This is a genomic window from Microlunatus spumicola, assembly GCF_039536445.1.
Taxonomy (GTDB): domain Bacteria; phylum Actinomycetota; class Actinomycetes; order Propionibacteriales; family Propionibacteriaceae; genus Microlunatus; species Microlunatus spumicola.
Map to the genome: position 1 here is coordinate 797,508 of NZ_BAAAYR010000001.1, position 23,128 is coordinate 820,635.

15 protein-coding genes are annotated in these 23,128 nt (G+C 72.7%); 10 read left to right on the forward strand and 5 right to left on the reverse strand.

What is annotated here, in order from left to right; translation table 11 throughout:
* Positions 1-158: 158 nt before the first annotated feature.
* Positions 159-2,126: a protease pro-enzyme activation domain-containing protein gene (locus ABD665_RS03560; RefSeq protein ID WP_204912201.1), complete on the reverse strand. Its 1,968-nt coding sequence runs from the start codon at positions 2,124-2,126 to the stop codon at positions 159-161.
* A gap of 316 nt (positions 2,127-2,442) precedes the next feature.
* Between ABD665_RS03560 and glgX the strand changes: the two genes are divergently transcribed.
* From glgX to ABD665_RS03585, 5 genes are all read left to right on the forward strand, one after another.
* Positions 2,443-4,545, forward strand: a complete 2,103-nt coding sequence (glgX, locus tag ABD665_RS03565; protein WP_204912200.1) for a glycogen debranching protein GlgX — start codon at positions 2,443-2,445, stop codon at positions 4,543-4,545.
* A 20-nt stretch (positions 4,546-4,565) separates the two neighbouring features.
* Entirely contained in the window at positions 4,566-5,534 is a 969-nt protein-coding gene (locus ABD665_RS03570; protein ID WP_204912199.1) for an alpha/beta hydrolase fold domain-containing protein, read from the forward strand.
* Between the two features lie 130 nt (positions 5,535-5,664).
* Positions 5,665-6,873: an iron-containing redox enzyme family protein gene (locus ABD665_RS03575; protein WP_344741079.1), complete on the forward strand. Its 1,209-nt coding sequence runs from the start codon at positions 5,665-5,667 to the stop codon at positions 6,871-6,873.
* A complete protein-coding gene (locus ABD665_RS03580; protein ID WP_204912198.1) occupies positions 6,870-7,154 on the forward strand; it encodes a CDGSH iron-sulfur domain-containing protein in 285 nt (94 codons plus the stop codon). Before ABD665_RS03575 ends, ABD665_RS03580 begins: the two co-directional genes overlap by 4 nt.
* A gap of 228 nt (positions 7,155-7,382) precedes the next feature.
* Positions 7,383-8,354, forward strand: coding sequence for a type IV toxin-antitoxin system AbiEi family antitoxin domain-containing protein (locus ABD665_RS03585; RefSeq protein WP_204912197.1), 972 nt, complete (start codon positions 7,383-7,385; stop codon positions 8,352-8,354).
* 376 nt (positions 8,355-8,730) lie between these two features.
* Here the strand turns inward: ABD665_RS03585 and glgP are convergent, their stop codons facing one another.
* Positions 8,731-11,307: an alpha-glucan family phosphorylase gene (gene glgP / locus ABD665_RS03590; protein ID WP_204912196.1), complete on the reverse strand. Its 2,577-nt coding sequence runs from the start codon at positions 11,305-11,307 to the stop codon at positions 8,731-8,733.
* A gap of 178 nt (positions 11,308-11,485) precedes the next feature.
* Between glgP and ABD665_RS03595 the strand changes: the two genes are divergently transcribed.
* The 3 genes from ABD665_RS03595 (at position 11,486) to glgB (ending at position 17,278) form a co-directional block, all read left to right on the forward strand.
* Positions 11,486-13,534 (forward strand): alpha-1,4-glucan--maltose-1-phosphate maltosyltransferase, encoded by a 2,049-nt coding sequence (locus ABD665_RS03595; RefSeq protein WP_344741912.1) that lies wholly within the window; start codon positions 11,486-11,488, stop codon positions 13,532-13,534.
* Positions 13,531-15,051 (forward strand): phosphotransferase, encoded by a 1,521-nt coding sequence (locus ABD665_RS03600; RefSeq protein ID WP_344741083.1) that lies wholly within the window; start codon positions 13,531-13,533, stop codon positions 15,049-15,051. The genes ABD665_RS03595 and ABD665_RS03600 overlap by 4 nt, the downstream gene beginning before the upstream one ends.
* A 64-nt stretch (positions 15,052-15,115) precedes the next feature.
* Entirely contained in the window at positions 15,116-17,278 is a 2,163-nt protein-coding gene (gene glgB / locus ABD665_RS03605) for a 1,4-alpha-glucan branching protein GlgB (protein WP_204912194.1), read from the forward strand.
* Positions 17,279-17,323: 45 nt separating this feature from the next.
* Here glgB and ABD665_RS03610 read toward each other — a convergent pair whose 3' ends face one another.
* From ABD665_RS03610 to ABD665_RS03620, 3 genes are all read right to left on the reverse strand, one after another.
* The gene (locus ABD665_RS03610) at positions 17,324-18,736 is read right to left on the reverse strand and encodes an MFS transporter (protein ID WP_204912193.1); all 1,413 of its coding nucleotides are present in this window, start codon (positions 18,734-18,736) and stop codon (positions 17,324-17,326) included.
* 208 nt (positions 18,737-18,944) lie between these two features.
* A complete protein-coding gene (locus ABD665_RS03615; RefSeq protein WP_344741086.1) occupies positions 18,945-19,598 on the reverse strand; it encodes a hypothetical protein in 654 nt (217 codons plus the stop codon).
* Positions 19,598-20,554: a tetratricopeptide repeat protein gene (locus ABD665_RS03620; protein ID WP_204912191.1), complete on the reverse strand. Its 957-nt coding sequence runs from the start codon at positions 20,552-20,554 to the stop codon at positions 19,598-19,600. Before ABD665_RS03620 ends, ABD665_RS03615 begins: the two co-directional genes overlap by 1 nt.
* A 92-nt stretch (positions 20,555-20,646) precedes the next feature.
* Here ABD665_RS03620 and pgm point away from each other — a divergent pair, with 92 nt between their 5' ends.
* Positions 20,647-22,281 (forward strand): phosphoglucomutase (alpha-D-glucose-1,6-bisphosphate-dependent), encoded by a 1,635-nt coding sequence (pgm, locus tag ABD665_RS03625; protein WP_204912190.1) that lies wholly within the window; start codon positions 20,647-20,649, stop codon positions 22,279-22,281.
* Positions 22,282-22,328: 47 nt separating this feature from the next.
* Positions 22,329-23,087 carry an ABC transporter permease subunit gene (locus tag ABD665_RS03630; RefSeq protein WP_204912189.1) on the forward strand — a complete coding sequence of 253 codons (759 nt, stop codon included), beginning with the start codon at positions 22,329-22,331 and terminating at the stop codon, positions 23,085-23,087.
* The last annotated feature ends 41 nt before the right edge of the window (positions 23,088-23,128 follow it).

Consider the following 23,128-nt stretch of genomic DNA (forward strand, 5'->3'; position numbering starts at 1 on the left):
GCCGACGTTACCCGTGGGTAACTTGAGGGGCCAGCCACCCCGGCGAGCGGGTCAGCGGCACCAGCACGGGCACCGGACGGCAGGAGGGGCGCCGCTCGCGCGACGCCCCTCCTGGTGATCACCTGCCCGGGGCGGAGGCCCCGGTCATGCCCTCGTGCTCAGCGCTTGGCGACCGCCGCGGTCGTCGGCGCCGGGGTGGTCAGCTTGAGGAACGAGGTGTTCGGGACACCGCGCCCCGTCACCTGGTCCCAGCCCTTGCTCGTCGGGAGCGAGGCGTCCTGGCCGAAGGTCCGGACGATGTAGGACAGCCCGTCGTCGGCGTTCTCGCTGTTGACGTAGTTCACGCGGACGACGCCCCAGTTCGGCGCCTTGACCGGCAGCACGTCGTCGACGAGGCCCGACTTCTTGTAGATGACCGGGTTGAGCAGCCCGAAGCCCCGGCCCTGGTTGTTCTGCACGGCGAGCGCGGTCATGCCGGCCAGCAGCGGGCTGGCGAGGCTGGTGCCGCCGATGCGGTACTCGGAGTAGTAGGTGCCGTCCGAGAACTTCTGGGTCTGCCCGATGAGCATGCCCGTCTGCGGGTCGGCGTCCATGGCGACGTCCGGCACGGCCCGGCCGTTCGCCAGCTGCGACGCCACGACGCCGCGCTGGTAGGACGGCTGGTTGAACAGCGACGAGACGCCGCCGCCCGCGCCGTAGAGGTAGCCGCCCGGGGTCCAGGACTTGTCGTCCTTGGCCAGCGAGTAGGTGCGGGTGCCCCAGCCGGTGTCGAAGACGCGCGAGCCGTCGGCGCCGATGCCCGTCGCGGTGCCGCCGACGGCGGTGACGAACGGCTCGGTCGCCGGGTAGTCGGCCTGCTTCAGACCGGTGTTGGCGACCTCGTCGCCGTTGTCGCCGGAGGAGAACAGGACGCTGATGCCCTGCAGGGCGGCCTGCTGGAAGACCGACTCGTACGCGGCGACCGCGTCGGACGAGGTGACCTCGCCCGCGTCGCCCCACGAGTTGGAGACGACCTGCGCGACGCCCTCGTCGGTCACCCGAGCGAGGGTGTCGAGGAAGTCGTCGTCGAAGCAGCTGGACGAGGCGTAGTAGCGGATGTTCGCACCCGGGGCCATGGCGTGGACGGCCTCGACGTCGAGGGTCTCCTCACCGCTCCAGCCGGAGGGGTCGCAGAGGTCCTCGTTGTTGTAGCTCGCCGGCAGGTTCTCGGTCAGCTGGCCGGGGGCGTAGCTGCCGTCGCCGTGCTGCGCCGCGTACTTCTCGGCGTCGCTCGCGATGAGCTGCCAGCGGTAGGCGTCGGTGATGGCGACCGTGGTGCCGGCGCCGGTGAGCGAGGTGTCGCCCTCGTACGCCGCGCGGTACTGCGGGCCGGTGTAGCCGCAGGGCGCGTAGCTGAGCGTCGTGTCCTTGAACTGCGGCAGCGGGGTCTTGAAGTCGGCCTGCTTGGAGGCCGCGACCTGGCCGTAGTAGCGGCTGCACGGGCGGGCGTTCTTGAAGCCGGCGGGCGGCTCCGTCGCCGCGTGGCGGGACATCTTGACCTGCGTGGTGTCGAGACCGTCGACGGTCAGCACCGCGCTGGCGACCTTGGCCGGGAGCGCCGCGGCCGTGGTGGGTGCGACGACCTTCTGGCCGAGGTGGCTGAACGACTTGAGCTCGACGTTGAACGCCTTGTCCAGCTGGGCGACGGTGCCCGAGGCGGTGACGTAGCGGCGGAACGGCGCGGTGCCCGAGACCGTGAGGCCCTTGCCCGCGAGGTAGGAGCGGACTGCCTGCTCGGACGCGGCCGTCGGGGCGTACGAGGCGTGGAACTGGTCGGCCGTCAGGAACTGGCCGTAGCCGGCCGAGCCCGGGGTCGAGACCGCGAGGGCTGCCTTGGCCAGGGCGTCGGAGCCGCCCTTCGGCGTGAGGAAGACCTTGACGGACAGTGTCTTGTCGGCCTTGGCGTCGGGTGCCGCGGCGGCGACCCGGGCCTTGGTCTTGGGCAGCCAGCGGGGCAGCGTGGACGTGATGGCCACCGTGCCCGTCGGGGCCGCGGACGCGGTCTGGACGGTGGCCAGCAGGCTGGCCGGGACGAGCAGGGTCGACGCGGCGACGAGCAGGCGTGCTCGCCTCGAGCGGAGGTGCATGGAGCTCCCGAGTGGTGGAGGGGGTAGGGCGCCCGGGCCGGAGGAGTTCCCGCGGGGCTCGGGCAACGTAAGCCCGGCGGTGGCCGCAGGTCTATAGCCTGAAAATATTGTGGCGATCGTCTCAGTTCGACGGTCCGGGTTTGCCGCACGGGAGCGCGGGTAAGCCGGGCACCAAGTCGGCCGGGAAGTGGTCACGACCGGACGCGCGGAGCCAACGAACCAGGCATGATGAGCAGGCCCGCGCGGCTTCCGCGCGCGGTGCTGCGCCGGCTGGTCCCTCCACGAGGACCGGCGCGCAGCGTCCTGAGGAGGCTCGATGACGATCTCGCTGCCGGTGCCCGGCGACACGTCCATGCTCGGCGCGCACCTCGTCGACGGCGGCGCCGCCTTCGCGCTCTGGGCCCCCCGGGCCACCCGCGTCGAGCTCGCGCTCGTCCACGCCGACCGCAGCCAGGTCAACCACGAGATGCACCGGTCCGCCGACGGCGTGTGGCACGTCTTCGTGCCCGGCGTCGGCGACGGGCAGCGCTACGGCTACCGCGTGCACGGCGCGTGGGACCCGGCCAACGGCGAGCGCTTCAACCCGGCCAAGCTCCTGCTCGACCCGTACGCCCGCGCCATCACCGGCGGCGTCGACTACTCCGGCCCGATCCTCGACCACGTCGCGTCGTCGGACTTCGTGCCCAGCCCGGAGGACTCGTCGGGCTCGGTGCCGCTGAGCGTCGTCGTCCGCGACACCCCGCCGCCGCGACCCGTCGCCGCTCCGGTCCCGCTGGGCGACAGCGTCGTCTACGAGCTGCACGTCAAGGGCTTCACCCGGCTGCACCCGCTCGTCCCCGAGCACCTGCGCGGCACGTACGCGGGCCTCGCCTACCCGGCCGTCGTCGCCCACCTCAAGTCCCTCGGCGTCACCGCGGTCGAGCTGCTGCCCGTGCACCAGTTCGTCTCCGAGCCCTTCCTCATCTCGCGTGGCCTCTCGAACTACTGGGGCTACAACACGCTCGGCTTCTTCGCGCCGCACTCCGCGTACGGGTCGGTCGGCACGCTCGGGCAGCAGGTCGACGAGTTCAAGCAGATGGTCTCCGCGCTGCACGACGCCGGCATCGAGGTCATCCTCGACGTCGTCTACAACCACACGGGCGAGGGCGGCCACGAGGGTCCGACGCTGTCGTTCCGGGGGCTGGACCACCTCGGCTACTACCGGCTCACCGCCGACCGGCGCAACGACTACGACGTCACCGGCTGCGGCAACTCGGTCGACACCTCCGAGCCCGGCGTGCTGCGCCTGGTGCTCGACTCGCTGCGCTACTGGGTCACCGAGATGGGCGTCGACGGCTTCCGCTTCGACCTCGTCACCACGCTGCTGCGCGACGACCTCCACCACGTCGACCAGGAGCACCCCTTCAAGCAGGCCCTGCGCGAGGACCCCGTGCTCAGCCAGGTGAAGCTGATCGCCGAGCCGTGGGACGTGGGCCCGTACGGCTACCAGGTCGGGGCGTTCGGCGACGGCTGGAGCGAGTGGAACGACCGGTTCCGCAACTACGTGCGCGACTTCTGGCGCGGCAACACCCACGGGGTGTCCGAGCTGGGCCAGCGCCTGGTGGGTTCTCCGGACGTCTTCGACCACGACAACCGTCCGGTCAGCGCCACCGTCAACTACGTCACCGCGCACGACGGCTTCACCCTGCGCGACCTCGTCACCTACGACGTCAAGCACAACGGCGGCAACGGCGAGTCCAACCGCGACGGCACCGACGACAACCGTTCGTGGAACTGCGGCGTCGAGGGTGAGACCGACGACGCCGGCATCAACGCGATGCGGCGCCGGCAGGCCAAGAACCTCATGGCCACGCTCGCGCTGGCGGCCGGGGTGCCGATGGTCGTCGCCGGCGACGAGCTCGGGCGGACCCAGGGCGGCAACAACAACGCCTACTGCCAGGACTCCCCCACCTCCTGGGTGCACTGGGACACCGGCGACGGCTGGACCGGGCTGACCGACCTGACACGCCGCCTGCTGACCCTGCGGGCCGAGCACCTGGTGTTCCGGCGGACGACGTTCCGGCACGGCGAGCAGCTGGTCGACACCACCAACCACCCGACCGGGCGCAAGAACCTGGCGTGGTTCGGCGGCGGCCGCGGCGAGATGACCGCCGACGACTGGCAGGACCCGCACCGCCGCACGCTCGGCGTCTACCTGGCTCACGACGCCCCGAACCGGGACCACGACGAGGCCTTCCTGGTCTGGTTCCACGGCGGCGCCGACGAGGTGCACGTCGAGCTCCCCGACGGCGGCTGGGCCGACACCTACACGGTCGTCGCGCACACCGGCGAGGAGGGCGAGCTGCCGATCGAGAAGATCCCGGCCGGCACCTCGCTGCGCCTCCCCGGACGTACGGTCGTGGTCCTGCAGGTCGACTGACCGCCGCTACCGGGAGGGCCGTGAACCGCCGCACGAGGCTGCTGACCACCGCCGGACGCCGCCTGCCGCGCCCGGACCCGCCGACGCCGGCCTACCTGCGCCGCGTCCGCAGCGAGCTGCCGAAGCCGCTCGCCCACGTCGTGCTCGGCTCCGTGTCGCGCGGCATCGAGCTGCTCGACGACGTCCTGCCGACCACCCCGTACGCCGTGCCGGTCCGGGTCTACCGCCCCCGGCAGGCCGTCGGGCCGCTGCCGCTGCTGGTCAACCTGCACGGCGGCGGCTTCGTCTTCGGCAACCTCAGCGGCGCCGACTGGCTCTGCGGGCAGCTCGCCGACCGGGTGGGCGCCGTCGTCGTGTCGGTCGACTACCGCCTCGCCCCCGAGCACCCGGCGCCCGCGCCGTACGAGGACGCCTGGGCGGCGACGTCGTGGCTGCTCGACCACGCCGGGCGCTGGGGCGCCGACCCCACGCGCGCGGTGGTCGTCGGCGAGAGCGCCGGGGGCAACCTGGCCGCGCTCGTGACCCTCGCCCTGCGCGACCGGCGCCGCGCGGACCCGGACGCGCCCGGGCTCGTCGGCCAGGTGCTGATCTACCCCTCGACCGACCTCACGATGACGACCGGTTCCGCGCTCGCCATGGTCGACGCGCCCGTCCTGAACAAGGCGGCGGTCGACTGGTACGGCCGCCAGTACGTGCCGCAGGGGCTCCCGCACTCGATCCTCCCCGACGACCCGCGGGTGAGCCCGCTGCGCGCCGCGGACCACGCGGACCTGCCGCCGGCGCTCGTGGTCGCGGCGGGCCTGGACCCGCTGCGCGACGACGCCCTGGCGTACGCGGCCGCCCTCGACCGTGCGGGCGTGCCCGTGCGGACGGTGCTCTACCCGGAGGCCGTGCACGGCTTCGTGTCGATCCCCCGCTTCGAGCCGGCGGCGGCGCAGGCGCTCGACGAGGCGGTCGCCCATGCGGCAGCCGCAACAATCCACCCCTAGGGGTGAAGTTCGCGTCGTCGCGCAACCGTACGCCGACGCGCGGCGGTAACTTCTCCGTAACCGGTGTGTAGCAGCACGCGTCGGGTGCACGGGTGAGGCACGTCGCCTCGCCCTCCACCGGAGGAGCACCGTGACCGTCATCGACGACCCCGTCCGTACCGATCCCACGCCCGCCGCGCCGCTTGTCCGGCCCGGCGCCGCGCCCATCCCGTTCGTGCCGGTCGCAGCCGTACCCGCGTCCGTGGCCGACCCTGACCGCGCCGACGGCCCCGCCCCGCTCCCGGCCCCGCGCGGGCCCGTCTCGGCCGCGCTGCTGACCGCGATCCGGCGCGACCCCTCGCGCAGCATCGACCTGCGTCACCTGGGCTGGGACGGCGAGGCGGCCGACGCGCCGACCGACGACGACCTCCAGCTGGCGCTGTGGCTGGCGTACGAGCTGCACTACCGCGGCCTGGCCGGCGTCGACGAGCGGTGGGAGTGGCACCCCGAGCTGCTCTGGGCCCGCGCCCGCTGGGAGGACCAGCTCGTGGCCGGCCTACGGCTCGCGGTGCCGTCGGACCTCGCTTCTCAGGAGTCTTCGTCGTCCGAAGGTGCGGGCGAGCCGGACGCGGGCCTCGCGGGCGACCCGGTCGCGCAGGTGGTCGACGGCCTGACCGCGCTGGCCGAGGCCGACGGCGAGCCGTCGCTGTCCAAGTACCTGATGCGGCGGGCGAGCCGGGAGCAGTTCGCGGAGTTCCTCGTGCACCGTTCGCTCTACCACCTCAAGGAGGCCGACCCGCACAGCTGGGCGATCCCCCGGCTCAGCGGGGCGGTCAAGGGCGCGATGATCACCATCCAGGCCGACGAGTACGGCGGCGGCGTCCCCGCCGCGATGCACGCGCAGCTGTTCCGGGCGCTGCTCGCCGACTGGGAGATCGACACGACGTACGGCCACCACCTCGAGCGGGTCCCGGGCGTCACGCTGCTCGCGACGAACCTCATCTCCCTGTTCGGCCTGCACCGGCGCTGGCGCGGCGCGCTCGTCGGGCACCTGGCCGCGTTCGAGATGTCCTCGTCGGTCCCGAACGCGCGCTACGCCCGCGGGCACCGTCGCCTCGGCGGCGGCGAGCAGGCGGCCCGGTTCTTCGACGAGCACGTCGTTGCCGACGCCGTCCACGAGCAGATCGCCCTGCACGACCTCGCCGCCGGCCTGGCCCGCTCCGAGCCGGCGCTCGCCGGGGACGTCCTGTTCGGCGCGCGCTGCGCCGCGTACGCCGACTCCGTCTTCGCCGACCACCTCCTCGGCCGCTGGGACGCCGGCCTCAGCAGCCTGCGCGACGAGGCCGGGGTGACCGCGTGAGCGCCCTCGAGGAGTTCGGCGAGGACGTCACCGTCACGGTCTGCCCCGACGGCCCCCTCCTCCTGCGCGGACCCGCCCACCTCCGCTCGGCCGACGGCCGCACGATCGACCACGACCGTACGGTCGTCGCCCTCTGCCGCTGCGGCCGTTCCCGCCTGAAGCCCCTCTGCGACGGCTCCCACCGCCTGAGCCGGTTCCGCGACCCCGCCACGGCCGACCAGCTCGACCACCTCCTCACCAACGCCACCCCGTACCGCGAGGAGGGTTCCGAGGGCTCGTAGGGGTCTGGCTCCGCCACGTCACCCCGAGCGCCCCGGGCTCACCTGCTCCTGCGCCTCACCTTGCTCAGGTCTTTCACGTTTACGTGAAAGACCGGTGCTGACCACGGCAGATCTGCCGTGCACAGCACGCAACTTCCGTGGTCAGTGGTTGTCCACAAACGCGTCGCCGCGCGTCGCGGCGCCTGTGGAGTTCCGGCACGAATCGGGATCCGTCACCATCCTTCCGGCGTGGACCACCTCACCAGCCTGCTCACCCGACGCGGCTACGTCACCCGTGGCGAGGCACTCGCGCACGGCGAGACCGACCAGACGCTGCACGCCGCCCTCCGGTCAGGCGTGCTCGTACGCCTCCGCTACGGCGCGTACGCCCTCGCCCACGTCGTCGCCGACCTCGACGAGGCGGGTCGGCACGTCCTGCTGGCGCGGGCATGCCTGGCGCAGCAGCGCGGTCGGGTGGCGCTCGCCGGCCCGAGCGCCGCTCTCTTCCGCGGCTACGACGTGTTCGGGCACGACCTCGAGACCGTGCACCTCGCTCGTCTCGACGCAGGATCCGCGCGACGGGAGAGCGGTGTCGTGCACCACCGCCTCGGCTCCGCGGTCGCTCTGGGCGTCGAGGTCCGCGACCAGGTCCTGGTCGTGAGCGCGCAGGACGCCGTGTGGCAGACCGCGCTGCTGTCCGAGCTCGAGGGCGGGGTGGTCACGGCCGACTCGGCGTTGCACCAGCACCCCGAGCTCGCCCTGCCGCTCGCCCGCGTCGCTGCGGCTTCGCTGGCCCAGCCTCACTCTCGCACCGCGAGGCTCGCCCTCCGGCTGGCGCGTGGAGAGTCCGAGTCGCCCGGCGAGTCGCTCACCCGGATGGCCTGCTTCCGTCATGGCATCCCCGCACCCGCGCTCCAGCGCGACGTGGTCGACCACCGCGGCCGCCTGATCGGGCGGGCCGACTTCTACTGGGAGCAGTTCCGCCTGCTCGGGGAGTTCGACGGGCGGATCAAGTACCAGCGGCTGCTGCGCGAGGGCGAGACCGACACCCAGGCCGTGGTGCGGGAGAAGACGCGCGAGGACGAGATGCGGGCGACGGCGTGCGGCATGTCCCGCTTCGTGTGGTCCGAGGTGCAGCCCGGCTCCACCGGGCGCCGCATGGCAAAGCTCCAGCACGAGCTCGAGCAGTCGCGGCGCCTGTACGTCCGCGTCGCCAGCTGACGCTCGGTCAGCCGCCGGCCGCCGTACGCCTCCGGCCCGGCACCCCGACCGCTAGCCGCGCCCGTCTCCGGCGCCACTGAGAACAGAAGTCTTGTACTGAGCACGGCAGATCTGCCGTGCTCAGTACCGTCTCTCACGTAAACGTGAAAGTCCTGTGACTCGTGGGAGCGCTCGGCCGACGGCGCACAGCGACCGCAGACCGGTGCCGCTGGCGCGCCCGACGCCACTGAGAACAGAAGTCTCGTACTGAGCACGGCAGATCTGCCGTGCTCAGTACCGGTCTTTCACGTAAACGTGAAAGTCCTGTGACCCGAGTGGCGGGCCGCCGGGGAAGGGAGAGAGCGGACCAGGCGGCGAACTCCGCCCCGGCGAACCCCTAGGCGGAGGGCGGGTTGGAGAGGCCGGTGGGGAGGGCGGCGAGGCCCATCTCCGCGGTGCTCACGAGGAGGGGGTGGTGGGGGACGACGCGGACGGTGTAGCCGATCGAACCCGCCCTCCGGGCCTGGACGGTCCCCTCGTAGCGGCGGAGGCCGTTGTCGAGGTCCTCGCCGGCGGGGAACGGGGTGATCCGGGCCTCGCGGAGCTGGTCGTCGGAACCCACGCGGCCCGTGACGAGCTGCACCTCCACGTCCTCCGGCGAGAGCGAACCCAGCCGCACGGTCGCGCTGACGTGGATGCCGGTGCCGACCTCGACCTGGTCGCCGTCGAGGGACTGGACGTGGTCGACGACCACGCCGCCCCAGGCGTCGCGGACCTTGCGCTTCCACTCGGCGAGGGCCTCGGGACCACCGGTCTCCTCGGCGAGCGAGCGGCTCGACGCGGCCGAGGGGGCGTAGAGGTGCGTCACGTAGTCGCGGACCATGCGCGAGGCCAGGACCTTCGGGCCGAGCCCGGCGACCGTCTCGCGGATCATCTGGATCCAGCGCTTGGGGTAGCCGTGCGAGTCGCGGTCGTAGAAGCGCGGGACGATCTCGTTCTCGATGATCTCGTAGAGCGACTTCGCCTCGAGGTCGTCACGCTGGTCGCCGGTGACGCCCTCGGCGGACGGGATCTCCCAGCCGAAGGCCGGGTCGTACCACTCGTCCCACCAGCCGTCGAGGATCGACAGGTTGGCGGCGCCGTTCAGGGCGGCCTTCATGCCGGACGTGCCGCACGCCTCGTACGGGCGCAGCGGGTTGTTCATCCACACGTCGCAGCCGGGGTAGAGCGGCTTGGCCATGCCGATGTCGTAGTCGGGCAGGAAGACGATCCGGTCGCGGACCTCGGGGTCGTCCGCGAACTGCACCATCTGCTGGATGAGCGCCTTGCCGCCCTCGTCGGCGGGGTGCGACTTGCCGGCGATGACGATCTGGATGGGCCGCTTCTTGCTCGTCAGCAGCGCCTTGAGCCGCTCCGGCTCGCGCAGCATCAGGGTGAGGCGCTTGTACGACGGCACGCGCCGGGCGAAGCCGAACGTGATGGTGTCGGGGTCGAGCACGCCGGAGACCCAGTCGGTCGGCAGGCCGCGGTTCGCGCTGCTCTCCGCGAGCCGCTTGCGCGTGAACGCGATCAGCTCGGTGCGCATCCCGCGCTTGAGGTTCCAGATGGTCTTGTCGTCGACCGCGGACAGGCCGTTCCAGTCGTAGCCGTCGATCACGGTCTCGCTGGTGCTGCCCGAGGGCGCCTCCAGCAGCGCGAGCAGGTCGCGGTGCACCCACGTCAGGTGGTGCACGCCGTTGGTGATCGAGGTGATCGGCACCTCGCTCGTGTCGAAGGCGCGCCACAGCCCCTGGAACATGTCGCGCGACACCTCGCCGTGCAGCAGCGAGACGCCGTTGGCGCGCTGGCCGAGCCGGAAGCCCATCACGGCCATGTTGAACACGCCGTGGTCGCCGCCGTCGTAGTCCTCCGAGCCCAGCGCCATGACGCGCTCGAGCGGGAGACCGAAGTCGGCGAACTGGTGGCGCACGAGGTCGACCGGGAAGCGGTCGATGCCGGCCGGGACCGGGGTGTGCGTGGTGAAGACGGTGCCCGCACGGGCGGTCTCGAGCGCGGTGTCGAAGTCGACGCCGGCGACGACCTGCTCACGGATCCGCTCGAGCCCCTGGAAGCCCGCGTGCCCCTCGTTGGTGTGGTAGACCTCCGGCGCCGTCGTGCCCGTGAGCCGGCAGTACGCGCGGACGGCGCGGACACCGCCGATGCCGAGCAGCGTCTCCTGGGCCAGCCGGTGCTCGGTGCCGCCGCCGTACAGGCGGTCGGTGGTCTCGCGCTCGGGCCCGGCGTTGCGCTCCACGTCGGAGTCGAGCAGCAGCAGGGGCACGCGCCCGACCTGGGCGAGCCAGACCTGCGCGGCGAGCACCCGGCCGCCGCCCAGCGGGACGTCGACGACGACGGGCGAGCCGTCGGCCTCGTGCAGCAGGGTCAGGGGCAGCGCGTTCGGGTCGAGCAGCGGGTAGGTCTCCTGCTGCCAGCCGGCCGCGTTCAGCGACTGGCGGAAGTAGCCCTGCCGGTAGAGCAGCCCGACGCCGATGATCGGGACGCCGAGGTCCGAGGCGGTCTTGAGGTGGTCGCCGGCCAGGATCCCGAGGCCGCCGGAGTACTGCGGCAGCACCTCGGTGATGCCGAACTCCGGCGAGAAGTAGGCGATGCCGACGGGCGCCGACGGGTTCTCCGCCGCGAAGCCCGCGTACCAGAGGTCGCCGCTCGTGTAGTCCGCGAGGTCGGCCTGGACGACGCGCAGGGTCTTGAGGAAGCGCTTGTCCGAGCTCAGCGTCTCCAGGCGCTCGACCGAGACGTCGGACAGCAGCTTGACCGGGTCGTGGCCGCTGGTCTCCCACAGGTCGGGGTCGACCGAGCGGAACAGGTCCTGGGTGTCGGTGTTCCAGCACCAGCGCAGGTTCCGCGCGAGGTCGCCCAGAGGTTTGAGCACCTCCGGGAGCACAGGACGGACGGTGAACCGACGGATGGCGCGCACGCGCAGCACCCTAGCGGCGCCACCTGTCGCGCACGCCACATCGCCACGCCTGAGACGTGGACCACATCGGGCGACCCGTCCGCAGGGAGCGACGCCCGCCCGGTCCCCCCGAGGTCGACCCGCTCCGCACCGATAAGTTGGCGGGGTGAGCCTGACCGACGTGGGTCCCGACCCGTCCATCCCGACGTCCGACCCGAGCTCCGCCCAGCCCCGGCTGGGAGCGCGGATCGGCCGCATCCCCGTGACCAAGGTGTCGCCCGTCGTCGAGAACGGCGCCTACCCGGCCAAGGCGACGGTCGGCGAGGCCGTGCCGATCCGGGCGACCGTGTTCCGAGAGGGGCACGACGCCGTGAACGCGACCGTCGTGCTGACGGCGCCGGACGGCACCGAGCGGTCCGAGCCGATGCACCCGACCACGCCGCTCGGCTTCGACTGGTGGGCCGCCACGGTGGTCCTCGACGTCGAGGGCCCCTGGACCTTCCGCGTCGAGGGCTGGAGCGACCCGTGGGAGACCTGGGTCCACACCGCCGAGATCAAGATCCCGGCGGGCATCGACGTCGACCTCGTCTGCACCGAGGGCAAGGCGCTCTTCACCGCGGCGGCCGACCGGGCCGACGCCGACGGGGCGCCCGGTCCCGCCGCCCGGCTGCGCGGCGCCGCCCGTGCGCTGGAGCAGGGCCAGCAGGTCGAGGACCGGCTGACGGACGTGCTCGCCCCCGACGTCCGCGCGGCGATGCTGCAGTACGGGCCGCGCGAGCTCGTCTCCCCCACCCCCGAGTACCCGGTGTTCGTCGACCGTCGCGAGGCGCTCTACGCCTCCTGGTACGAGTTCTTCCCGCGCTCGCAGGGCGCGACGTTCGACGAGGCCACCCAGACCTGGACCTCGGGGACCTTCGCGACCTCGTACGAGCGCCTCGAGGCCGCCGCGGCCATGGGCTTCGACGTGATCTACCTGCCGCCCATCCACCCGATCGGGACGTCGTTCCGCAAGGGCCCGAACAACACGCTGACGCCGGGGCCGGCCGACCCGGGCTCGCCCTGGGCGATCGGCAACGTGGAGGGCGGGCACGACGCCATCCACCCCGACCTCGGCACGTTCGAGGACTTCGACGCGTTCGTGGCCAAGGCCCGCTCGCTCGGGATGGAGGTCGCGCTGGACTTCGCGCTGCAGGCCTCGCCGGACCACCCGTGGGTCACGACGCACCCGGAGTGGTTCGCGCACCGCGCCGACGGGTCCATCGCGTACGCGGAGAACCCGCCGAAGAAGTACCAGGACATCTACCCGATCAACTTCGACGACGACAAGGACGGGATCTACGCGGAGAGCCTGCGGATCCTGCGGCTGTGGATGAGCCACGGCGTCCGGATCTTCCGCGTCGACAACCCCCACACCAAGCCGGTCGACTTCTGGGCCTGGCTGCTGGGCGAGGTGCGCCGCACCGACCCGGACGTGCTGTTCTTCGCCGAGGCGTTCACCCGCCCGGCGATGATGCACATGCTCGGCAAGGTCGGCTTCCACATGTCGTACACCTACTTCACCTGGCGCAACGAGAAGTGGGAGCTCGAGGAGTACCTGACCGAGCTGTCGACGGAGACGGACAGCTTCTTCCGCCCGAACTTCTTCGTCAACACCCCCGACATCAACCCCTTCTACCTGCAGACCGGCGGGCCGACGGCGTTCACGATCCGCGCGGTGCTCGCCGCCACGCTCTCGCCGCTGTGGGGCGTCTACTCGGGGTTCGAGCTCTTCGAGAGCGCGCCGCTCGGGCCCGGGCGCGAGGAGTACCTGGACTCGGAGAAGTTCCAGTACCGCCCGCGCGACTGGCAGGCCGCCGCCGAGAGCGGGGAGAACCTCAACCTCCTGCTCGGCCGGCTCAACCAGATCCGCCGCGAGCACCCGGCCCTGCAGCAGCTGCGGGACCTGCACTTCCACTCCGCGGCCCACGAGCAGGCGCTCGTCTTCTCCAAGCGCGCGGTCGACCCGACCGGCGCCGGTGCGGACGACGTCGTCATCGTGGTCGTCAGCCTCGACCCGCACGAGGTCGTCGAGACCGAGGTCGTGCTCGACATGGAGGCGCTCGGCCTGTCGAGCCGCGACGTCTACCTGGTGCACGACGAGCTGACCGGCCAGACCTGGCGGTGGGGCCAGCGCGCGTTCGTCCGTCTGACCCACGACGACCCGGCCCACGTCCTCACGGTCGTCCGCCACGGGCAGGGCGCCGCGTGACGGCCGCCGCCGCCGACGTCGCCGGTCCCCCCGAGGGCTCCCCCACGGGCCTGCCCCCGGCCGCCGCCGCGTCGCTGATGCACGTGGTGACCGGCGCGCGCTGGTTCGCGGGCAAGGGCCGCCGCCCCGAGCTGCGCTCGTTCACGCCGCTGCCGTGGCTGAACGACCCGCCGCCCCCGGGCGACGCGGCGGGCGCTGCCGACGAGACGGACGGCGCCGATGAGGAGGTGCCGCGGGTCCGGCTCGCGGTGCTCGAGGTGGCCTACCCCGACGAGACGGGCGCCCCGGGCGACGGGGCGGCCGACGCCCCCACCCCCGGCGTCGAGCACTACCAGCTGGCCCTCGCCCACCGTCACCACCGCCTGCCCGCCGGGCTCTCCGGCGCGACCGAGCTCTACGTCGACGGCGGCACGGTGGTCTACGACGCCACGCAGGACGTCGGCGGTGCCCGGGTGCTGCTGCAGGCGCTGCTCGCGGGGACGTCGGTCGGCGACGAGCAGGGCGGCGTGCGGTTCCACCTGCGCGACGCCGCGGCGCTCACCCCCGACCTGGAGCCCCAGGTCTTCCGCGGCCAGCAGAGCAACACTTCGGTGATGTTCGGCGACGTGGCGATGCTCAAGCTGTTCCGTCGCCTCGAGCTGGGCCGCAACCTCGACATCCAGGTGCACGAGGCGCTCAACGACGCCGGGATGACCGACGTGGCCCGCCTGTTCGGGTCCGTCGAGGCGACCTGGACGCGCGACGGCGAGGTCCTCGGCGCCGACCTGGCGATGTGCGTGGAGAAGCTGGCGGACGCCGTCGACGGCTGGGACCTCGCTCTGGCCTCGCTCGAGTCCGAGACCCGCGGGGCCGCGCGGGAGCACGGCTCCCCGGAGGGCTCCGACGTCGGGTTCGCCACGCACGCCGAGGCTCTCGGTCGGGCGCTGGCGGAGGTCCACGAGGCCCTGCGCACCGCGTTCGGCACCGCGACGCAGGCCGGGTCCGACGTCGCCGCCACCATGACGCAGCGCCTCGCCGCGGCCCGGGCGGTCGCGCCGGCGCTCGCCCCGTACGCGGACGGCCTGCGGGCCCGCTTCGGCGCCCTCGCCGGCACCGAGCTGGACGCGCAGCGCGTGCACGGCGACTTCCACCTCGGCCAGACGCTGCACACGCCCTCGGGCTGGAAGATCATCGACTTCGAGGGTGAGCCGGCCAAGACGATGGCCGAGCGCGTCGCGCCGGACTCGGTCTGGCGCGACGTCGCCGGGATGATGCGCTCCTTCGACTACGCCGCGGCGAGCGTGCCCGGCGAGGCGTCGGGCGCCTGGCGCGACGGCTGCCGCGACGCCTTCCTGTCCGGCTACACCGGCGGTCGGGGCCTCGGCGCCGACGACGCCGGGCTGCTGGCCGCGTACGAGGCGGACAAGGCGGTCTACGAGGTCGTCTACGAGGTGCGCAACCGGCCCGACTGGGTGGGCATCCCGCTCGGCGCGGTCGCGACCCTGGCCGCCCCGCCCTCGGGCACGACGGGCCCATGAGCCGCACCGGCCCGGCCCCGCACGACCCCCAAGAACCTGACGTATCGAACCCGGAGGAGCTCGCATGAGCCACGACCCGAGCGGCAACCTGACCGGATGGGACCTGAGCGGCTTCCACGAGGGCCACGACACCGAGGCCTGGCGCCGGCTCGGCGCCCACGAGACGACGGTCCACGACGACGAGCGGGGTGACCTCACCGGCACCCGCTTCTCGGTGTGGGCCCCCAACGCGCAGACCGTGCGCGTGGTCGGCGACTTCAACGGCTGGAACGGCGAGGGCCACACGCTGACCCTCGTGCCGGGTTCCGGGGTCTGGGCCCTGTTCGTCGAGGGCGTCGGCACCGGCAACCTCTACAAGTTCGAGGTGCTCGGCGCCGACGGCGTCTGGCGGCTCAAGGCCGACCCGATGGCGATGTTCGCCGAGGCCGCGCCGCACACCGCCTCGATCGTCTACAACAGCCAGTACGCCTGGGGCGACGACCAGTGGATGTGGTACCGCGGGGAGAAGAAGCAGTACCAGGAGCCGATGAGCATCTACGAGGTGCACATCGGGTCGTGGCGCAAGGGCCTGACCTACGTCGAGCTGGCCGAGCAGCTGGTGGAGTACGTCAGCTGGCAGGGCTACACCCACGTCGAGTTCCTGCCGGTCGCGCAGCACCCGTTCGAGGGCTCGTGGGGCTACCACATCACCGGCTACTACGCCCCGCAGAGCAAGTTCGGCTCCCCCGACGAGTTCCGCTACCTGGTCGACAAGCTGCACCAGGCCGGCATCGGCGTGCTCGTCGACTGGGTGCCCGGGCACTTCGCCACCGACCCCTGGGCGCTGCAGCGCTTCGACGGCACCGCGCTCTACGAGCACGAGGACCCGAAGCTCGGCTGGCACCCCGACTGGGGCTCCTACATCTTCAACTTCGGCCGCAACGAGGTGAAAAGCTTCCTCGTCTCGAACGCCTACTTCTGGCTGCACGAGTACCACATCGACGGCCTGCGGGTCGACGCCGTCGCCTCGATGCTCTACCTGGACTACTCCCGCAAGGAGGGCCAGTGGATCCCGAACAAGTTCGGGGGCCGGGAGAACCTCGAGGCCATCGAGATGCTGCGCGCGACGAACAGGCACGCGTACGCCCGGGAGCCCGGCACCATGATCATCGCCGAGGAGTCGACGTCCTTCCCGGGCGTCACGCGGCCGGTCGACCAGGGCGGCCTGGGCTTCGGCTTCAAGTGGAACATGGGCTGGATGAACGACTCGCTGCGCTACTACGGCCGGGAGCCGCTGCACCGGCAGTACCACCACCACGAGATGACGTTCGCGATGGCGTACGCCTACTCCGAGAACTTCATCCTGCCGATCAGCCACGACGAGGTCGTGCACGGCAAGGGCTCGATGTACGAGCGCGCGCCGCAGGACGACTGGCGCAAGTTCGCCACGATGCGCGCGTTCTACTCCTTCATGTGGTCGCACCCGGGCAAGAAGCTGCTGTTCATGGGGACGGAGTTCGGGCAGAAGCGTGAGTTCTCGGAGGCGCGCAGCATCGACTGGTGGCAGAGCGCCGAACCTGGTCACCACGGCGTCCAGCGCCTGGTGAAGGACCTCAACGAGGTCTACCGCGCGCACCCGGCGCTGTGGAAGCTGGACACGGACCCGTCCGGCTTCTCCTGGATCGACGCCGACGACGCCGGCGGGAACGTCTTCTCGTTCCTGCGCTACGACGGCGACGGCGAGATGATCGCCTGCGTCACGAACTTCTCCTCCGAGCCCCGCTCGGACTACCGGATCGGCCTGCCCGTGGCCGGGGTCTGGAAGGAGATCCTGAACAGCGACGCGACCGTCTACGACGGCACGGGTGCGTTCGGGAACCTCGGGCAGGTCGTCGCGGTGGACGTGCCGTCGCACGGCTACGCCGCGTCCGCGCGAGTCACGATCCCGCCGCTCGGCGCGGTCTGGCTGAGCTTCACGCCGGAGCCGACGGAGGAGCACGCCGACCCGGAGGCGGTGGAGGCGGGCACGCTCGCCGCCGCCAAGGCCGTCTCCCCCGAGGCGTCGACCGAGGCCGGCCAGGGCGGCGGGGCGCTGACCGTCGCCGAGCAGGCCGGCGGTCGCCGCTCCGGTGGTCGCACGAACCTGCGCGAGGCGACGCCCGCCGCCCCGAAGGCGCCGGCCGAGGAGATCGGGCCCGACGGCGGCCTCACTCGGTCGCTCCAGGGCAAGGACGACCCCGAGGTCTGAGACCGGGTCGGCGCCTGACGGAGCCCGGCGAGCGCGCCGGCTCCGTCAGGCCCGACCGAGCTCCACGCCGACCCCGGGAGCCGTCGCCGGGTCCTCCTGGTGCTCGAAGGGTTCGCTGAGGCGCCGGTAGTAACGGCTGCCCAGGGCGACGAGCGAGGCGGCGAGGCCGAGCACGCCGGTGACCACGAACACCAGCGCCATCCCCCGGTCCGCACCGGTGCCGAACCAGCCGCCGATCGCCGCGGCGCCCGCGCCGTCCGTCATGAAGGGGATCGCGCCGAACTGCGCCACGGGCCCGATCAGGAGCGCGGTCAGCGGGGCTGCGGCCTGCTCCACGCTCTGCGCGAAGCCGAAGACCCGGCCCTGGCGCTCGTACGGCACCACCCGCTGCAGCACGGTCTGCTCCGCCGCCTCCGCGAAGGGCATCAGCAGCATGTAGGCGTACATGCCGACGGCGAGCACGACGACCGACGAGCGCAGCGGGAACAGGCACGTGACGCCCCACAGGACGACGTTCGCGAGGAGCAGGGTGCGGACCGGGTTGGTCCCCAGCCCGATGCGGCTGACCAGCAGCCCCCCGATGATCACACCCGTGCTGAGCACGCCCCAGAGCAGCCCCCACGCCTGCACGGCCATCAGCGACAGCCCATACGCGTCGAGCAGCGCCAGGAAGACGCCACCGAGGAAGTTGTTGAAGCAGGAGAACAGGATCAGGGCCATCAGCCCCGGGACGCCCCGCACCAGCCGCAGCGTCCCGCGCAGGTCCACCCGGCGGTCGAGGGCCACGGCCGCGGCGTCGGGCGCGGCGTCCGCGTCGGGCAGGGCGCCGGGGACGTCACCCGGGATCCGGACCAGGGCGAGGTGCACCAGGGCCCCCGCGAGCACCGCGAGCGCGAGCAGCAGCGCGTAGCGCATGCCCGCGGCGGCGACCAGCAGCCCGCTGATGACCGAGGTGACCAGGAACCCGACCCCGGAGACCGTGCCGACGAGGCCGTTCGCGCGGTCGCGCAGGTCGGCCGGCACGAGCAGCGTGACGAGCGTGACCGTGGCGATCGTACGGATGTTGCCCGCCACGACACCGAGCATGACGAGCACCACGAACACCCACAGCGCCACGCTGTCGGTGCGCCGGAACGTCTCGGGCGCGGTCAGCAGGTAGAGGACGGTCGCGGCCGCGTAGAGCACCAGCGACGCCAGCGACGAGACCTGCAGCGCCGCCTTCTTGCGGTGGTGGTCGACCAGGCTGCCGAACCAGATCCCGGTCAGCACGGCGGCGACCAGGAAGATGCCGCCGATCATCCCCGTGGCGAAGACCGACCGGGTCTCGAGGAACACCCAGAACGTCACCGCGAACCACAGCGTGAAGTTCATGACCGACACCACCAGGGTGTTCAGCAGCACGTGCAGGAACGTCCGCTGCCCACCCGTGCGCAGGTCGAGCCGTGGTCCTCCGGTCATTGCTCCGCCCTCCCGTCCCGGTACCCCCACCGAGACTCGCCGGGTGGGCCGGACTCATCGGGCAGGCGGGACTCGACGGGTGAGCGACGCACGCCCCCTGAGCTTGTCGAAGGGCCTCGGAGAGGTCGGCGTCCCACGCTTCCAGAGAACGCCGACCCGTTCCGGGCCCTTCGACAGGCTCAGGGAGCGTTGTCGGGGGGCCAGCGGGTCAGACCCGGCCGAGCTCCAGGCGGATCGCCTTCAGCGTGATGGTCATCGCCTGCGCCGTGCAGGCGACCTTCCCGTCGCCGGCCAGCCCGATCACGCTGTCGACCTGCTTCATCGTCAGCCGCTGCGCCTGCCCGCCGGACCCGTCGTCGAGCGTGCCGCCGCCCGAGGTCGACCCGCTCGTGAAGGTGGCCGTGCCGCCCTTCAGCGCGTACGTCCCCCGCACCTCGCCGTCCACGCGCAGGTCGCCGGATTGGCCGCCCGCCGTGACGACCATGGGCCGCTCGCCGGCGCCCGCCAGCGTGTAGCGCCCGTCGTCGAAGGCGACGGTGACGTCGCCGCCCTGCCCGGTGCCGTAGGTCGAGCCGCCGACCGCGACGAAGCGGACGAGCTGGTACCGCCCCACCAGGCACTCCGCCACCGGCAGGGTCGGGACCGCTCCGGGTGTGGCCGGGGCCTCGCGACCCGGGCCCGGGATCGGCGTGACCGCCGGTGCCGCCGCAGGGTCCGTGGGGCTCGCCGACCCCGAGGACGGCACCGGCGTGGAGGCGACCGACGGGGCAGGCACCGGGGCGGGGTCCGGGCTGCCGGAGCAGGCGGACAGCACCAGCGCTGCCCCGAGCGTGGTGGCAGCCGCCAGCACGCGCACCCGCATCAGAAGAGGGCCGCCATCAGGCCGCGGCGGGCGGCGAGCACCCGCGGGTCGGTCGGGCCGACGGTCTCGAAGAGCTCCAGCAGCCGGACCCGCGCGGTCTCCCGGTCGGGCCCGCCGCGCCGGACGACGCCGAGCAGCCGCTCGAAGGCCTCGTCGACCTGGCCGCTGACGAGCTCGAGGTCGGCCGCGTCGAGCTGGGCGGCGGCGTCCTTGACGTCGGCCGCCCGGGTCAGCGTGTCCTGGGGGTCGAGCACGGACGCACGGGCGAACAGCCCGGCCTGCGCCCGGCCGAGCGCGGCCTCGGCGTCGTTCGGGTTGGCCTTGAGCAGCAGGTCGAACTCGTCGCGCGCCCGGGCGAAGTCGCCGGCCGCCAGGGCCTCGTCGGCCGCGGCGAACCGCGGGTCGGGCTGAGCCTCGTCGGCGTCGTCCGGACCGGCCCCGGCGGGACCCGTCCCGGGCGCGACCGGCTGCGCGCGCCCGACCATGCCGTTGGCGATGGCCGTCTTGAGCACCTGGTCGACGGCCTGCTGCACCTGGTCGCGCGGGAGCACGCCCTGGAAGAGCGGCACCGCCTGCCCGGAGATGATCGCGAGCACCGTCGGCACGGCCTGCAGCTGGAGCGCCTGCACGATGCCGGGGGCGGCGTCGACGTCGAGCCGCACGAGCAGGAAGCGACCCTCCGAGGCGTTCGCGACGGCCGCGAGGGCGTCGGAGAGCTGCTGGCCGGTGGCCACGCGGGGCGAGTAGAGCTCGACGACCACCGGGTGCTGGGTGGACGGGCGGATCGCGTCGTTCTCGAAGGTCTGCTCGGTGGACTCCAGGACGTACGACGCCCCGCCGGCCGGTGCGGCGGGCGCGGGGGCGCCGGGCGCACCTGCGGGCGGGCCCGCCTTGGCGCGCGCGGCGAGCTGGGACAGGTCGATGGCTCCGGGACGGCTGAAGCTGGACGTGCTCATGCGGTCCAGTGTCCCAGGCCGGGCCAGCACCGTCCGACCCGTTCCGGGGACCCCAGGTCGTGCCCCCGCCCGTGCTCGGCACAATGACCCCCATGGCTCACCCTCGTGCCGGCCAGCCGGCCCTCCCCGAAGACCTCATCGACGTCGACGCGGTCATCGGCGCCTACTACGACCTCGTGCCGGACCCGTCGAACCCGGACCAGCAGGTGTCCTTCGGCACCTCCGGCCACCGGGGCTCGAGCCTGGACGTCGCCTTCAACGACGCGCACATCGCCGCGACGACGCAGGCGATCGTGGAGTACCGGGCGCAGCAGGGCATCACCGGCCCGCTCTTCCTGGGCAAGGACACCCACGCGCTGTCGAAGCCGGCCTGGATCACCGCGACCGAGGTCCTGATGGCCAACGGCGTCACGCTGCTGGCCGAGAACGAGGAGGACTACACCCCGACGCCGGCCGTGTCGCGGGCGATCGTGGTCCACAACGCCGCGCTGTCAGCCGGGCAGCCGCAGGCCGACGGCATCGTCGTCACCCCGTCGCACAACCCGCCGCGCGACGGCGGCTTCAAGTACAACCCGCCGCACGGCGGACCGGCCGACACCGACGCCACCTCGGCCATCGCCAGGCGGGCCAACGAGCTGCTGGCCGACCCGTCGGGCATCCGCCGGAAGCGCTACAGCGAGGTCGTGGGCGACGTGCACCGCCACGACTACCTCGGCGCCTACTGCGAGGACCTCGTGAACGCCCTCGACCTCCGCGCGATCCGCGAGGCAGGGGTGCGGATCGGCGCCGACCCCATGGGCGGGGCGAGCATCCAGTACTGGGAGTACATCGCGGAGCACCTGGGCGTCGACCTGACCGTGGTCAACATCAGGGTCGACCCGACGTGGGCGTTCATGACGCTCGACACCGACGGCAAGATCCGGATGGACTGCTCCTCGCCCAACGCGATGGCCAGCCTGATCCGCAACAAGGACGCGTACGACATCTCGACCGGCAACGACGCCGACTCCGACCGGCACGGCGTCGTCACCCCCGACTCCGGCCTGATGAACCCGAACGCCTACCTCGCCGTCGCCATCTCCTACCTGTACGCGCACCGCCCGGGTTGGCGCGCTGACGCGGCGATCGGCAAGACCCTCGTGTCCTCGTCCATGATCAACCGCGTCGCCGAGGACCTGGGCCGGAAGCTGATCGAGGTGCCGGTCGGGTTCAAGTGGTTCGTGCCGGGCCTGCGCACCGGAGAGGTCGCCTTCGGCGGCGAGGAGTCGGCGGGCGCGTCGTTCCTGGCCCTCGACGGCAGCACCTGGACCACCGACAAGGACGGCATCCTGCTGGCCCTGCTGGCCAGCGAGATCCGCGGCGTCACCGGCCGCTCGCCCAGCGAGCTCTACGGCGACCTGACCGCGCGGCACGGGACGCCGGCGTACGCCCGGGTCGACGCCCCGGCCGACCGCGAGCAGAAGGCGAAGCTGGCCAAGCTGGACCCGTCGGCGGTCACCGCGACCGAGCTCGCCGGCGAGCCGATCACCGCCAAGCTCACCCGCGCCCCCGGGAACGACGCGGCCATCGGCGGCCTCAAGGTGACCACGGAGTCGGCCTGGTTCGCCGCCCGCCCGTCGGGCACCGAGGACGTCTACAAGATCTACGCGGAGTCGTTCCGCGGGCCCGAGCACCTCGCCCAGGTCCAGGAGGCCGCCCGCGAGGTCGTCAGCGCGGCGCTCGCCTGAGCGCCGCCTCCGCGCCGAGCGCGCTCGGCCGCTGGTCGCGCTCCCTGGTGCTGCTGCTCGTCACCGCGGTGGTGCTCGTGCCCGTGGGCGTACCGGTCTGGCGGGCCTTCGGGCCCGACCGGAGGACGGGCGCCCCGGGCGGGGCGCTCGCCCTGCTCGACGCGGTCGTCCGCGCCCTGTCGAGCCCGGCGGTGCGGACCTGGCTCACGAACAGCCTGCTGGTGACGTCGGTGACGGTGGTCGTGTCGATCGCCGTCGCCGCGCCGGCCGGCTACGTGGTGTCGCGCGGTCGCGGTCGCGGGGTCCGGGGCTTCGCCCTGCTGATCTTCGGCCTGCAGTCCCTGCCGATCCTGCTCTTCACGGTCCCGCTGTTCGTGCTGTTCACCTCGCTGGGCCTGAACGACACGCTGCCCGGGGTGATGGTGGTCTACGTCGGCATGTCGGTCGCGGTCGCCACCTGGATGATGAGCAGCCACCTCGACTCGATCCCGGTGGAGCTGGAGGAGGCGACGTGGATCGACGGCTGCTCGGTGCTGGGCGGGTTCCTGCGGGTCGTGCTGCCCAACGCCCTGCCGGGCGTGCTGTCGGCGGCCGTGTACGTGTTCCTGCTGACCTGGAACGACTACTGGATCGCGCTGGTGTTCCTGCGTTCGGAGGCGAGCTACACGCTCGGCCTGGCCCTGGCCGGACCGGGCTCCTCCCCGGTGATCGCGGTGATCTCGATGCTCCCGCCGCTGGTCGTCTTCGGGGTGCTCAACCGCTACTTCAGCGTCGGCGGCATCGGCGGCGCGCTCGCCGGACGCTGACCCGCCCCGGCGGGAGCCGCGCCGCACGGGGCGGGCGGGGG